The organism is Advenella mandrilli, from assembly GCF_016595155.1.
Lineage (GTDB): Bacteria > Pseudomonadota > Gammaproteobacteria > Burkholderiales > Burkholderiaceae_B > Advenella > Advenella mandrilli.
The window spans coordinates 57727-71031 of the sequence record NZ_JAENGP010000005.1; the positions used below are offsets into that span (position 1 = coordinate 57727).

General features: G+C 52.4%; 13 protein-coding genes and 1 riboswitch. Of the genes, 9 read left to right on the plus strand and 4 right to left on the minus strand.

Going from position 1 to position 13305, the window contains the following annotated elements:
• Positions 1 to 82: 82 nt before the first annotated feature.
• The 4 genes from JHL22_RS05975 to JHL22_RS05990 all read left to right on the plus strand — a co-directional run bounded on the left by JHL22_RS05975 (position 83) and on the right by JHL22_RS05990 (position 3863).
• Complete coding sequence (locus JHL22_RS05975) at positions 83 to 592, plus strand: hypothetical protein (protein WP_200234980.1); 510 nt, start codon at positions 83 to 85, stop codon at positions 590 to 592.
• A gap of 39 nt (positions 593 to 631) precedes the next feature.
• Positions 632 to 710, plus strand: a riboswitch (SAM riboswitch).
• A complete protein-coding gene (gene metX / locus JHL22_RS05980) occupies positions 700 to 1884 on the plus strand; it encodes a homoserine O-succinyltransferase MetX (protein ID WP_200234982.1) in 1185 nt (394 codons plus the stop codon). It overlaps the preceding riboswitch by 11 nt.
• Positions 1881 to 2513 carry a methionine biosynthesis protein MetW gene (gene metW / locus JHL22_RS05985; RefSeq protein ID WP_200234984.1) on the plus strand — a complete coding sequence of 211 codons (633 nt, stop codon included), beginning with the start codon at positions 1881 to 1883 and terminating at the stop codon, positions 2511 to 2513. Before metX ends, metW begins: the two co-directional genes overlap by 4 nt.
• Before the next feature lie 51 nt (positions 2514 to 2564).
• Positions 2565 to 3863: an AmpG family muropeptide MFS transporter gene (locus tag JHL22_RS05990; RefSeq protein ID WP_200235242.1), complete on the plus strand. Its 1299-nt coding sequence runs from the start codon at positions 2565 to 2567 to the stop codon at positions 3861 to 3863.
• A 74-nt stretch (positions 3864 to 3937) separates the two neighbouring features.
• Here JHL22_RS05990 and JHL22_RS05995 read toward each other — a convergent pair whose 3' ends face one another.
• The 3 genes from JHL22_RS05995 to JHL22_RS06005 all read right to left on the minus strand — a co-directional run bounded on the left by JHL22_RS05995 (position 3938) and on the right by JHL22_RS06005 (position 6477).
• Positions 3938 to 4735, minus strand: coding sequence for an exodeoxyribonuclease III (locus JHL22_RS05995; RefSeq protein WP_200234986.1), 798 nt, complete (start codon positions 4733 to 4735; stop codon positions 3938 to 3940).
• Between the two features lie 20 nt (positions 4736 to 4755).
• Positions 4756 to 5601, minus strand: a complete 846-nt coding sequence (locus JHL22_RS06000) for a DMT family transporter (protein ID WP_407926761.1) — start codon at positions 5599 to 5601, stop codon at positions 4756 to 4758.
• 81 nt (positions 5602 to 5682) lie between these two features.
• Positions 5683 to 6477, minus strand: a complete 795-nt coding sequence (locus JHL22_RS06005; protein WP_200234990.1) for a DODA-type extradiol aromatic ring-opening family dioxygenase — start codon at positions 6475 to 6477, stop codon at positions 5683 to 5685.
• A gap of 383 nt (positions 6478 to 6860) precedes the next feature.
• Between JHL22_RS06005 and pyrE the strand changes: the two genes are divergently transcribed.
• From pyrE to JHL22_RS06030, 5 genes are all read left to right on the plus strand, one after another.
• The gene (gene pyrE, locus JHL22_RS06010) at positions 6861 to 7529 is read left to right on the plus strand and encodes an orotate phosphoribosyltransferase (protein WP_200234992.1); all 669 of its coding nucleotides are present in this window, start codon (positions 6861 to 6863) and stop codon (positions 7527 to 7529) included.
• A 309-nt stretch (positions 7530 to 7838) separates the two neighbouring features.
• Positions 7839 to 9086, plus strand: coding sequence for a sarcosine oxidase subunit beta family protein (locus tag JHL22_RS06015; RefSeq protein ID WP_200234994.1), 1248 nt, complete (start codon positions 7839 to 7841; stop codon positions 9084 to 9086).
• 22 nt (positions 9087 to 9108) lie between these two features.
• Positions 9109 to 9384: a sarcosine oxidase subunit delta gene (locus tag JHL22_RS06020; RefSeq protein WP_200234996.1), complete on the plus strand. Its 276-nt coding sequence runs from the start codon at positions 9109 to 9111 to the stop codon at positions 9382 to 9384.
• Complete coding sequence (locus JHL22_RS06025) at positions 9381 to 12389, plus strand: sarcosine oxidase subunit alpha family protein (protein WP_200234998.1); 3009 nt, start codon at positions 9381 to 9383, stop codon at positions 12387 to 12389. Before JHL22_RS06020 ends, JHL22_RS06025 begins: the two co-directional genes overlap by 4 nt.
• Positions 12358 to 12993 (plus strand): sarcosine oxidase subunit gamma, encoded by a 636-nt coding sequence (locus JHL22_RS06030; protein ID WP_200235000.1) that lies wholly within the window; start codon positions 12358 to 12360, stop codon positions 12991 to 12993. Before JHL22_RS06025 ends, JHL22_RS06030 begins: the two co-directional genes overlap by 32 nt.
• Before the next feature lie 41 nt (positions 12994 to 13034).
• Here JHL22_RS06030 and JHL22_RS06035 read toward each other — a convergent pair whose 3' ends face one another.
• On the minus strand, positions 13035 to 13211 hold the full coding sequence (locus JHL22_RS06035; RefSeq protein WP_200235002.1) for a hypothetical protein: 177 nt from the start codon (positions 13209 to 13211) through the stop codon (positions 13035 to 13037).
• Between the last annotated feature and the right edge of the window lie 94 nt (positions 13212 to 13305).

Genomic DNA, 13305 nt, shown 5'->3' on the forward strand with positions numbered 1-13305 from the left:
TCGTCTGACGAAAGTACGATTTTAAGTTAGAAGTGAGCCAATTGGTCTAAAAACGATTGTTTAGAATATTTTTATCATCAAAATGAATGTAATTGCCCGTTTGTTATTGCTAGTGTCCCTTGTTTTTCTGGGGGGCTGTTCGCCCGAATATGACTGGCGCAGCGTGAATACTGCCGAAGGAAACCTGACTGTCCTGTTTCCGTCCAAACCTGTTGAACAAACCAGGCAGGTGGAACTTGATGGTGATAAAATGCCGTTTACCATGCAGGTTGCCACGGTTAGCGATGAAGTGTACGCCATTGGTTATCGTGTTTTTCCGGCGCAAATGGTGGCTGAGCAGGCCATAATCAGGCAAAAAGGCAGGGCGCTCATGGCGTCGGTTTACAAAACCATGGGTGAACCCATGCCAGAACCAGCCCCGGCTTTTGGAGAAATATTCAGTTTTTCCAAAGGGGTCAATGGCAAGGTTTTTAATGTGCATGTCAAAATACTGGCAGGCAATGGCATCATCGTTCAGGCTTATGTCGCGGCAGACAGCCAGACACCGGCAGAACAGGTCAACAGGTTTCTGGATGGGGTTCAAATTAACTGAATGGCTGTCGCGTGCAGCTGAAGATGTTAGAATTATGTTTTAAAGTTTTGCGCCGATTTGCTTGATCTGCTTGCGGGCGCTTCAAAAATCCAGCTAAAGAGGTCCTTATGGCCGAATCTATTCCCGAAAAAAAATTGTCTAAATCCGTTGGTGTTGTCAGTCCGGTTTACCTGGATTTTCAAGAGCCCCTGCCTCTGGCAAGCGGGCAAATCCTTGAAAATTATACCCTTGCCATAGAAACCTATGGCACCCTCAATGAAAATGCTTCCAATGCCGTGCTGGTGTGTCACGCCCTGAATGCGTCCCACCATGTTGCCGGCATTTCGGCCAGTGATCCCAATGATATTGGCTGGTGGGACAATATGGTGGGGCCGGGCAAACCGGTAGACACCAATATTTTCTTTGTGATTGGCATTAATAATCTGGGTTCCTGCTTTGGGTCTTCCGGTCCTGCTTCCATCAACCCGCAAACCGGCCATCCCTGGGGGGCTGCGTTTCCGGTGCTAACCGTCGAAGACTGGGTAATGGCGCAGGCCAGGGTGGCAGATCATTTTGGCATCCAGCGTTTTGCTGCTGTCATGGGTGGTTCACTGGGTGGCATGCAGGCCTTAAGCTGGGCTATCCAGTGCCCCGAGCGGGTGGCTCATTGCGTGGTTATTGCCAGTACCTGCAACCTGTCGGCACAAAATATCGCTTTTAATGAAGTGGCCCGGCGCGCTATTATTACCGACCCTGAATTTCACGGGGGTGACTATTATGCGCATAACACCGTTCCCAAACGGGGTTTGTCGGTAGCCCGTATGCTGGGTCATATTACCTATTTGTCCGATGACGACATGGCCGAAAAATTTGGTCGATCCCAGCGTAATCCCGCTGAAGATGGGCGTTTTCGCTATGGTTATGATGTCGAGTTCGAGGTTGAGTCATACCTTCGCTATCAGGGTGAGAAGTTTTCCGGTTATTTTGATGCCAATACTTATTTGTTAATTACCCGGGCACTGGATTATTTTGATCCGGCCCGACGCCATGGCGGTGATTTGAGCAAGGCACTGGAAAATGTCCAGGCCGATTTTCTCACGGTTTCTTTCACCACCGACTGGCGTTTCCCGCCCGAGCGTTCCCGTGAACTGGTGCGGGCACTTCTTAAAAATCAGAGCAAAGTCACTTATGCAGAAATTGATGCCCCCCATGGGCACGATGCTTTTTTGCTGACTGACCCCAGATATCACGGCGTCGTCAGGGCCTATTACGAGCGTATTGTGCGAGCCCTTGACCTGGAGGTAACGGCATGAATAAAAAATCGGTGTTAAGGCCCAATCAGGGGAAAATCCGCCCTGACCTGATCCGTATTGCCAGCTGGGTCCGCGAAAATACTCGCGTGCTTGACCTGGGTTGTGGCGACGGTGCCTTGCTGGCGCATGTCCAGAATAACAAGGGGGTAACCGGTGTTGGTGTTGAAATTGAAGATGAACACGTGATTACCTGTGTAGAAAAAGGGGTAGAGGTCATCCAGCAAAACCTGGAAGACGGCCTGGCTATGTTCGACGACCGGCAGTTTGATACGGTGGTGCTATCACAAACGCTGCAGGCCATGAAAAACACTGAAGATATCCTGCGGGAAATGTCACGGGTGGCGCGTTACGGCATTGTGTCGTTTCCCAACTTCGGTCACTGGACTCATGGCTGGTCTATTCTTAATGGCCGCATGCCGGTTACCGGGCAAATGCCTTATCAGTGGTACAACACGCCCAATATTCATTTATGCACACTGCATGATTTTGAGGCGCTTGCCGCCCAGCTGGGCATTAAAATACTGGATCGCGCCACCTTTAACGAAGACGATGAGATTTCTTTCATGCCAAGCTGGCGCAGTACGCTGGCGGTGTATCACTTCGAGTCGGCGCCCTTATCCAGGGAATAAACTCTTTTCCTGTAGCCCAATACATTACCCGGTCAATCAAGGAGCACGCATATTTTCAACTATATCAAACCTTATCTGAGCCGCCGGGTTTATCCTTTGCTGTTGTTGGGGGTGGCCAGTGGTTTGCCGCTGGCGCTTACCGGAGGAACCCTGCAGGCCTGGGCAACGGTTGAAAATGTGTCGCTCAAAGAAATCGGTTTCCTGACGCTGGTGGGGGCGGCTTATACCTTTAAATTTCTGTGGGCGCCGTTCATAGACCGCTTTGTGCCTCCTTTTATGGGACGACGGCGTGGCTGGATGGCGATTGCGCAAATAGCCCTGGGTATGGCCATAGGCAGCATGAGCCTGTTCAGCCCGTCTGATAACCTGTTTATATTGGCCCTGCTGGCCACGGCGGTGGCATTTTTGTCGGCTACCCAGGATATTGCCTTTGATGCTTACAGTGCCGAAGTACTGCGGCCCGAAGAGCGGGCGGCGGGGGCGGCTATCCGTACCCTGGGGTATCGCATCGGGATGATTGTTTCGGGTGGCCTGGCGCTGGTGATTGCCTCGGTTTGGCTGGGTTGGGCCAATATGTATCTGCTCATGGGTCTGCTCATGTTCGGGTTCGCCGTGCTAACCTGGCTGGCGCCCGAGCCTGATGCTTCAAGAATACAACCCCCTCGCAATCTCTATGATGCCTTCACGGTCCCGTTCCAGGAGTTTTTTTCTCGTCCCGAGGCCTGGTCGATTCTGGCCTTAATTGTGTTTTATAAATTGGGCGATGCCTTTGCCGGTGCCTTGTCCACCACCTTCCTGATTCGTGGGGCCGGTTTCTCACCCGAGGTAGTGGGGTCGGTTAACAAGATTTTGGCCGTCATTGCCACCATTATAGGGGCCCTGGTAGGGGGGTCTATTATGAGCAAGCTGGGCCTGTATCGCTCTCTGATGTTTTTTGGGGTGTTGCAGGCGGTATCCAATCTGGCGTATTGGATGGTGGCTATTACACCGCAAAGCATTCCGGTGATGGCATTGGCGGTTGGCCTTGAAAACCTGTGTGGTGGTCTGGGAACAGCAGCATTTGTCGCCTTGCTCATGGCCTTGTGTCACCAGCAGTTTACGGCCACCCAGTTTGCCCTTTTGTCGGCCCTGTCTTCGGTGGGGCGGGTGTTTTTGGCCGGGCCTCTTACTCCACCGCTGGTGGAAAAGTTTGGCTGGCCCGGGTTCTTTATTTTCACGGTGTTTATTGCCTTGCCCGGTTTATTGCTGTTGTGGTACCGGCGCAAGGAATTGAATCGGCTGGACCAACCGCAAACAGAGCAGGACACCGGTGCAAAAACTGAAGCAGGCTTACCGGCGGCATCCCGCTAGCCAATCATCAAGGTCGGCCTGGTACTTATGCTGGTGCCAGGGCGACACTTGACGGGTTGCTACAAATTTAAAACTTAAATGCTTGCTTGCAGTTTCACGTCGTAATCAATCGTTAACGGTGCATGGTCCGAGAAGCGTTCGTCTTTATAAATAGAAGTGGCTACGGCTTTTTCGGCAATGCCCGGGGTTGCAATCTGGTAATCAATTCGCCACCCTACGTTTTTAGCCCAGGCCTGGCCACGGTTGCTCCACCAGGTGTATTGGTCTGGCTCGGGGTTTAGTTTCCTGAACACATCCACAAAACCCCGACGGTCAAACACATCAGACATCCAGGCACGTTCTTCGGGCGTGAAACCGGAATTCTTCAGGTTTCCTTTCCAGTTTTTCAGGTCAATTTCCTTGTGGGCAATATTCCAGTCACCGCAAATAATGTAGTTATGACCGGTTTTTTCATGGTCTTCCATCATGGCATCAATCCAGGGGCCGAATTTGTCCAGGAAACGGAACTTGGCCGCTTGCCGTTCTTCGCTGCTGGAACCCGAAGGCAGATAGGCACTGATAACGGTCAGGTCTTTCCAGCGGGCACGGATCAGGCGGCCTTCGGCGTCAAATTCGTTACAGCCCATACCGGTGGCCACCGGTACATCCTGGCGGGTGTAAATGCCCACGCCGCTATACCCTTTCTTTTCAGCATGGCAAAAAAAACCGCGGTAATCAAGCGGGTTGCGTAGTTCGTTAACCAGGTCCGGGTCGCTAACCTTGATTTCCTGCAGGCAGACAATATCGGCATTATGCTTTTCCAGCCAGGGAATTAATCCTTTTTTGGCGGCAGCGCGAATGCCGTTGACATTGATAGAGGTAACGCGTAACAAAATAAATTCCTATACGTAAACTATGTTTTTTTGGGAAAAACAGCAGCGGTTATGATAAGTATTCCGCCAATTATCATGCGAAGGGTGGGTTCTTCGGCAAAAATTATCCAGGCCACAACAATAGCATAAACCGGTTCAAGGGCAATAATTAACCCCGTGGTGCGGGCGGTCAGGGAACGCAGGCTGAAGACGAACAGGTAGTGGGACAGGGCCGTACAGAAGATGCCCAGGATAGCTATCCAGAAATAATCGCGTGGGGCAAGGTGGCCAATATCGGAAAAAATAAAGGGCAGGGTAAGTGCGGCAACCACCAGGTTTTGCCAGAAAGCCAGTTGCACAGGCGCAAGATGAACGGCGTTTTTCCGGTTCATGACGGCCAGTACGGCAAAGGCAAAGCCCGATATGACGCCCCAGATCAAACCGGCTGTCGAGGCGCTGGCCGGATCGGCTGAAGGAGTAACCAGAACCAGCCCGAACAGGACCAGAAAAAGCAGGAACCATTCTCTTTTGCCGATAGACTCTTTCAGGAAAATATATTCAAGCAAGGTAATAAAGGCGGGAAAACTGGCAAAACCCAGGGTGGCAACGGCTACCCCTCCTGTTTTAATGGCAATGAAAAACGTGAACCAATGGATAGCCAGGGCCAGGCCGGCACTGAATATTGTTTTAAGTGTATTGAAATTAATGTTTTTTGCAAGGGAAATACGCAGTAAAAAAGCGGCTGCTCCCAAGGCCAGAATGGCAAAAAATGCCCGTCCGAAAGTAATAATGACAGGGGTGCCGTGAATCAGGGCGCCCAAAACACCGGTCAGACCGAACAGGAAGGCGGCAATATGGGCTGAAACAAAGCCAAGTCGTTGGGGAATCATGAAAAAATGCCCGCTTTATTTAAAAAACAAACCGTCATTGTCTGCATGACGGTTTGTTTTGGCAAGGGCTATTGGCATTTAGCCAAATTTGAAGCTCGAGGCAGTGATAGTGCCGAAGGCATTGGTTTCATGATACACACAGGATGCGGCATCATCACCGGCAGCGCCAACGGCAACCATCAGAGGGATCAGGTGATCTTCCTGGGCATGGGCAATGCGGGCGGAAGGAGCCTGCTCCCAATTCCGGAGGGCCTGGAAGCGCTCTTCTTGTGAGGTATCCAGCAGCTTGCTTTGCAGCCATTGGTCAAACTGGGCGGATGGTTCGGTACCCCGGGCATCAAGCATGCGCAGGTTATGGTAGCTTAGGCCCGAACCAATAATCAAAATGCCTTCGTCGCGTAACGGGGCCAATGCCTGACCCATGCGAATATGATAGTCGGGATCAAAGCTTCGGTTGATGGAGACCTGCAGCACTGGAATATCGGCTTCAGGAAAAGAAACCGCCAGCGGCACGAAGGCACCATGGTCAAAGCCCCTGTCCAGGTCTATGGCGGTTTCAAAACCGGCTTGCGACAGCATGGTTTGTACCCGGGTTGCCAGCGCCGGTTCACCTGGCGCGTTATAGTGAACATGATAGGTATGTTCGGGAAACCCGTAATAATCGTACAGCATGCCAGGTTTTTCACTGGCCATGAGTTGGATTTCACGTTCAATCCAGTGGGCAGAGATCATCAGGATGGCTTTGGGCTTTTCGGGTAATTCGGCGGGCAAATGCTCCAGTGACTCGCGTAATGCCTTGTATTGATCATCCCACTCCTGGATGTAAGGCCAGGGGCCACCACCGTGTGAAATAAAATAGGTCGGCATTTTCATGGTTAATTCCTTATGGCAATGAGTGGTTTGTCAGGCTGTTTAGCGCGCCTTATCAATACTTGGTAAAGGCAGGGCTGATGAGGAAATGAAATCCATTCAACCTATCCTAATCAGATTTGCCCAAGAAATAAACGGTTAAACAAGAATATGGTGTTCCAGTTTTGGAACAGTCACGGAGCACCATAACATACAAGCACGTTTTCCGGCCAATGGCACTATGTCGGTTGCCGTCTTGCTGGCTGTTTCCAGCTGGCCCTAGGGCGGGATTTGGGATAAAGAGGCGTTTTTTCGGGGAAACCGGCCAAATAACAGTGGAGGGCCGGTATGAATATTGCTAAGATGACAACATTATTTTATTCATCTGTTTTTGTGCAAGGTTAATTATGTCATCTCGGAATCGTCTTGATTTTGTTCGTTTTTCATTGGGTCAGGGTGTTTTGAAATTTGGCCAGTTTACAGTCAAGTCTGGTCGCGTCAGTCCTTATTTTTTCAATGCGGGCCTGTTTGACTCGGGGAAATCGGTGGGTGAACTGGCCCAGTTCTATGCCCAGGCACTGGTTGATTCCGGGGTAGAGTTTGATATGTTGTTTGGCCCTGCCTACAAAGGCATTTCACTGGCAACGGCCACATCCATTGCCCTGGCCAATCATCCTGGCTTAAACGGGCGTGATGTGCCTTTTTCCTTCAACCGCAAAGAAGCCAAAGATCATGGCGAGGGCGGAGTGCTGGTTGGTGCGCCGTTACAGGGCAAAGTGGTTATTATTGATGACGTGATTACGGCGGGTACGTCTGTGCGCGAATCGGTGGACATTATTCGCAAGGCCGGTGCAACCCCCGCTGCTGTTCTGATTGCCCTTGACCGGATGGAGCGGGCCGGCCCCGATGAGGCACTGTCTGCCCATTCGGCGGTTCAGGATGTTTCGCAAACCTATGGCATTCCTGTGGTCAGCATTGCTTCTTTAAACGATATCATGCAATTGCTTGATGAAGACGCCGGGTTTGCCGAACACAAAGACGCGGTGGCTGCGTATCGTACAAAATATGGCGTGTAACCAACCTGTTGCTTCGAGGAGCCACTTCATTGTGCAAGGCAACCACCTTGCTGCTTCGCGGAGTCACCTCATGGTGCAAGGCAACCACCCCGTCAGGCTTCGCCTGCCACCCCTCCACAGAGGGGAATTGTTTGAATTCTTTGCCCTGATCAAAAAAGTTTAGAAAATTGTTTGAATTCTTTGCCCTGATCAAAAAAGTTTAGAAAATTCCCCTCTGTGGAGGGGTGGCGCGAAGCGACGGGGTGGTTGCCCAGAGCTACGAGCTGTTTCCCAGAAATCTTTATTACCCTACCAGTTGCAAGAGGAAGTATGAGTCAGAAATATTCCATTTTCAGTCTGGTCCGCAACGGGCTTAGTTATCACCGGAATTGGGAACGCGCCTGGCGCAGTCCCGAACCTAAAAAAGAATACGATGTCGTAATTGTGGGTGGGGGCGGTCATGGCCTGGCAACCGCATACTATCTGGCTAAAGAACACGGTATACGCAATGTGGCCGTGCTTGAAAAGGGCTGGCTGGGCGGCGGCAACACGGCCCGCAACACCACCATTGTGCGTTCCAATTATTTGTGGGATGAAGCCGCGCTGCTGTATGAAAAGTCCATGTCGCTGTGGGAAGGCCTGTCACAGGACCTGAACTATAACGTCATGTTCAGTCAGCGCGGGGTGCTTAATCTGGCTCATACCTTGCAGGAAGTACGTGATACGCAGCGTCGTGTCAATGCCAATCAGCTTAACAATATCGATGCCCAATTCCTTACCCCCCATCAGGTACAGGAGCGGGTACCCATTATCAATCTTAATAGCTGTTATCCGGTACTGGGCGCTTCCTTTCAGCCACGTGGCGGGGTGGCCCGGCACGATGCCGTAGCCTGGGGGTTCGCTCGCGCGGCCGACCATCGCGGGGTGGATGTCATCCAGAATTGTGGGGTAACCGGTATTCGCCGTGAAAATGGCGCGGTAACCGGGGTGGATACGGTCAAGGGTTTTATCAAGGCCAAAAAAGTGGCGGTGGTCGTGGCGGGCAATTCCAGCGTGCTGGCCGAGATGGCCGGCATTCGCCTGCCTATCGAAAGCCATCCCTTGCAGGCCCTGGTGTCTGAATCCATTAAACCCATTATCAATACCGTTATTATGTCCAATGCCGTGCATGCCTATATCAGCCAGTCTGATAAGGGCGACCTGGTGATTGGTGCCGGTATAGACCAATACACTGGTTATGGGCAACGCGGCAGTTTTCATACTATTGAAGGCACGTTGCAGGCGATTGTTGAAATGTTTCCGGTGCTTAGCCGCGTGCGCATGAACCGGCAGTGGGGCGGTATTGTGGATGTTACGCCCGACGCCTGCCCGATCATTTCAAAAACCGCCGTCAAGGGGCTGTATTTTAATTGCGGCTGGGGAACTGGCGGTTTCAAGGCCACCCCCGGTTCGGGTTGGGTGTTTGCCCATACCGTAGCCAACGACACTCCCCATCCTTTGAGCGCGGCCTTTTCCATAGACCGTTTTTATACGGGGCACTTGATTGATGAGCATGGGGCTGCTGGTGTGGCCCATTAGTTAAAGCATAAAGGAATAAAATATGCTGTTGATAAAATGTCCGTGGTGTGGAGAAAGGGCCGAATCCGAATTTGCAGCCGGTGGCGAGGCCGGAATTGTCCGGCCGGCCAACCCTGAATCGTTAAGCGATGAAGCGTGGGGCGATTATCTTTTCATGCGCCAAAACAAACGTGGCCTGCAGCATGAGCAGTGGCAGCACGTGCATGGCTGCCGGCGCTGGTTTACCGTGTATCGGGATACCGTAACCTATGCCTTTCAGGAAACGGCTGACCCAGTCCAGGAAGGAGGCAGCGTATGAGCCAGTCGTTCAGACTTAAGGAAGGCGGCCAGATAGACCGGAACCGCAAAATCCGTTTTCAGTTTAATGGAAAAACCTATCAGGGTTACGAGGGTGACACGCTGGCATCGGCCCTGCTGGCCAATGGTGTGCATTTTGTGGCACGTAGCTGGAAATACCATCGTCCGCGCGGCATTATGACGGCTGGGGTAGAAGAACCCAATGCGATTGTCCAGCTTGAAACCGGTGCCTATACCGTACCCAATGCCAAGGCCACCGAGATTGCGCTGTATGACGGGTTGGTGGCCAACAGCGTGAATGTCAACCCAAATCTGGCCCATGACAAAATGGCGTTTGTGCAGAAGCTGTCACGTTTTCTGCCTGCCGGTTTTTACTATAAAACGTTTATGTGGCCACAAAAATACTGGCCCCGCTTCGAAGAAAAAATCCGTGATATAGCTGGCTTGGGAGTGGCTCCCAAGGCGCGCGATGCCGACCGTTATGACAAGCAGTTCATGCATGCCGATGTTCTGGTGGTGGGGGCTGGCCCGGCCGGGTTGGCTGCTGCCCTGGCTGCCGGCAATGGCGGTGCCCGGGTCATCTTGCTGGATGACCAGCCGCAGGCGGGCGGCTCTTTATTGGCTGGCGATGAAACCATTGATGGTATGAAGGCGGTGCAATGGGTGGATGGCATCATGCAGGATTTGGGTGCAATGCCCAATGTGAAGGTTTTTTTGCGCACCACCGCTTTTGGCTACCAGGATCATAACCTGCTTACTGCCAACCAGCGGCTGACTGACCATTTGCCTTTGGCCGAACGCAAGGGAACCCGTGAGCGGGTCCTGAAAATACGGGCCCGCCAGGTCATTTTAGCCACAGGAGCCCATGAGCGGCCACTGGTCTTTGCCAATAATGACTTGCCGGGCATCATGCTGTCGGGAGCGATTGCCAGCTATGTTAATCGTTATGCGATTTTGCCGGGTAAGTCGGCCATCATTTTCACCAACAACGACGAAGGATATCGGGCGGCCATTGCCTTAAAACAGCATGGCGCAGCTGTCACGGTGATAGATGCGCGGCCGGTTTCGGGCGGCACCTTGCCGCAACGGGCCCATGCCATGGGTATTTCCATTCTTTTTGAGTCGGTGGTGCTAGAGGCCTTTAGCGAACAGTTTGACCATCATATTGAAAAAGTCAGTGTGGCTGCTTACCGTAAAGGTCATCTGGGTGAGGTCGTGGCCACCTTGTGCTGCGATCTGCTGGGGGTTTCAGGGGGCTGGAGCCCGGTGGTGCATCTGTTTGCCCAGTCGGGTGGGAAAGCCGCCTGGTCAGAAGAAAAAGCCTGCTTCGTGCCGGGTGTTCCGATGCAGGCGCAAAGCAGTGTGGGGGCCGCCAATGGCGACTTCCTGCTGGTCGAGGCATTGGCTGGTGGCCAGCAGGCGGCCAGTGCAGCGCTTGGCAAATTGGGTTTGCCAGCGGTGCCGCCCATGGCCTGGGCGCTGGATGAATACCGAGAAAAGGCGATTTTGCCCTTATGGCTGATTGGTGACAGGGCGCAAATAGGCCAGGGTGAAAAACAGTTTGTTGATTACCAGAATGATGTGTCCGCGGCTGATATCTATCTGGCGGCGCGGGAAGGCTATCAGTCGGTTGAACACGTCAAACGCTATACGGCACTGGGGTTTGGTACCGACCAGGGCAAGCTGGGCAATATCAATGGCATGGCTATTCTGGCCGAAGCCCTGAAGCAAACCATACCGCAAACCGGTACCACCACCTTCCGGCCCAACTACACGCCGATTACCTTTGGTGCCATGGCTGGACGTGAACTGGGTGATTTTTTTGAACCGGTCCGGACCACCTGCATTCATGCCTGGCATGAGGCACATGGGGCGGTATTCGAAGACGTGGGTAACTGGAAGCGGCCCCTGTACTACGCACTTGGCAATGAAGACATGCAGGCCGCAGTCAGGCGAGAGTGCCTGGCGGTCCGTAACGGGGTTGGCATTCTGGATGCCTCTACTCTGGGGAAGATTGATGTCCAGGGCCCGGATGCCGCCGAATTTCTTAACCGTATGTATACCAATGCCTGGAATAAACTGGGTATTGGCAAATGCCGTTATGGGCTGATGCTTGATGAAAATGGTATGGTTTTTGATGATGGGGTGAATATCCGCCTGGGTGAGAACCATTATTTGCTAAGTACCACGACTGGTGGTGCGGCCAGGGTGATGCAATGGATGGAAAAGTGGTTGCAAACCGAATGGCCGGAGCTGAAGGTGCATCTGGCTTCGCTGACCGACCATTATTCCACCTTCGCCGTGGCCGGGCCCAATGCCCGCCAGGTGCTGCAAGCCGTGTGCCACGATATTGATTTTTCCGCCGAACAATTTCCTTTCATGAGTTTTCGTGAGGGCAGCATCCAGCAGGTTCCGGTACGCATCATGCGGATTAGTTTTTCGGGTGAGCTTTGTTATGAAGTGAATGTGCCTGCCAATTATGGCCGGGGGGTTTGGGATGCCCTGATTCAGGCTGGGCAGGCATTTAATATTACGCCCTATGGCACCGAGGCAATGCATGTGCTGCGGGCGGAAAAAGGTTTCATTATTGTGGGCCAGGATACCGATGGCTCCATGACGCCGACCGATTTGGGCATGGATGGCCTGGTGGCCAAAACCAAGGATTTTATTGGCAAACGATCATTAAGCCGCAGTCATACCGCCGGCAGCGGCCGCAAACAGTTTGTAGGTTTGCGGGCAGAAGATCCGCAGCAGGTTTTACCCGAAGGCGCGCAAGTGTTGCTGGAAGAAACCGAGCAGCGTCCGGCACCCATGCAGGGGCACGTGACCTCCAGTTATTTCAGTCCGGTCCTGGATCGCTCAATCGCCCTGGGGGTTGTTAAAGATGGCTTCAGCCTGATGGGGTCAACCGTTGTGGTGTGGTCGGCGCAAACCGGTTGTATAACGGCCCAGGTTTGCAGTCCGGTCTTTTTTGATGAAGAAGGGAGCCGTCAGCATGCAGCTTGATGTGAATATGCAGTCACCGCTGGTTAATGTGCAGGGTTTGCTGGAAGAAGCCGCCGGCAAGGCAGCGGAAAAATTTCTTTTAAGGGAACTGCCTTTTCGTGAGCTGCTGAATGTCCGGGCCGATTTTGCAGATGCCAATGTTGCCCGGGTTTTGGGTAATTCATTTAATCTTCAATTTCCTGTGCAAGCCAATACAGTCGTTGAAAGTGATAAACATGTGATCTGGTGGCTGGGCCCTGATGAATGGCTGGCGCAGTCTGTAGAACCGGTTGTTTTACCGGCTTTGCCAGGTAAGAGCACGGCGAATAAAACACAAGCGTTGCTGGCCGGTTCGTTTGCCAGGTTACTGGACGTAAGCAGTGGTTATACCCTGCTGCATTTAAGCGGTAGCCAGGCCGCTGATGTGCTTAACAAAGGCTGCCCGCTGGATTTTGATACCAGCGTATTTGGGAGCGGGCAGTGCGCCCAGTCGCATTTTTTCAAGGCGGATATTGTGGTAAGGCCGGTGCCAAATGGCTGGCATGTGCTGGTACGCAGAAGTTTTGCCGAATATACGGTAAAAATGCTGCTGGATGCGGCGTATGATTATTATTTGTTGGCGTAAGGTGCAATTAAGGCGGAGCCGGTTTTAGGCGAGCCGAAGCGTTATGTAAGTTTGTTGTTGTTGTTGTTGTTGTTGTTGTTGTTGTTGTTGTTGTTGTTGTTGTTGTTGTTGTTGTTGTTGGAGAGGTTAAACAGGTTATGTAACCACCCCGTCGCTTCGCGCCACCCCTCCACGGGAGGGGAATTTTCAACGTTTCTTTCCGAAAGTGTGTCTTGCATTCCCCTCCACGGGAGGGGAATTGTTTGAACTCTTTACCCCGGTCAAAAAAGTTTAGAGAATTCCCCTCCCGTGGAGGGGTGGCAGGCGAAGCCT

Excerpts from the sequence above, each read along its gene's own strand:
- JHL22_RS05975 (WP_200234980.1), top strand. The coding sequence starts at position 83 with ATGAATGTAATTGCCCGTTTGTTATTGCTAGTGTCCCTTGTTTTTCTG.
- metX (WP_200234982.1), top strand. The coding sequence starts at position 700 with ATGGCCGAATCTATTCCCGAAAAAAAATTGTCTAAATCCGTTGGTGTT.
- metW (WP_200234984.1), top strand. The coding sequence starts at position 1,881 with ATGAATAAAAAATCGGTGTTAAGGCCCAATCAGGGGAAAATCCGCCCT.
- JHL22_RS06005 (WP_200234990.1), bottom strand. The coding sequence starts at position 6,477 with ATGAAAATGCCGACCTATTTTATTTCACACGGTGGTGGCCCCTGGCCT.
- pyrE (WP_200234992.1), top strand. The coding sequence starts at position 6,861 with ATGTCATCTCGGAATCGTCTTGATTTTGTTCGTTTTTCATTGGGTCAG.
- JHL22_RS06015 (WP_200234994.1), top strand. The coding sequence starts at position 7,839 with ATGAGTCAGAAATATTCCATTTTCAGTCTGGTCCGCAACGGGCTTAGT.
- JHL22_RS06020 (WP_200234996.1), top strand. The coding sequence starts at position 9,109 with ATGCTGTTGATAAAATGTCCGTGGTGTGGAGAAAGGGCCGAATCCGAA.
- JHL22_RS06025 (WP_200234998.1), top strand. The coding sequence starts at position 9,381 with ATGAGCCAGTCGTTCAGACTTAAGGAAGGCGGCCAGATAGACCGGAAC.
- JHL22_RS06030 (WP_200235000.1), top strand. The coding sequence starts at position 12,358 with ATGAAGAAGGGAGCCGTCAGCATGCAGCTTGATGTGAATATGCAGTCA.
- JHL22_RS06035 (WP_200235002.1), bottom strand. The coding sequence starts at position 13,211 with ATGCAAGACACACTTTCGGAAAGAAACGTTGAAAATTCCCCTCCCGTG.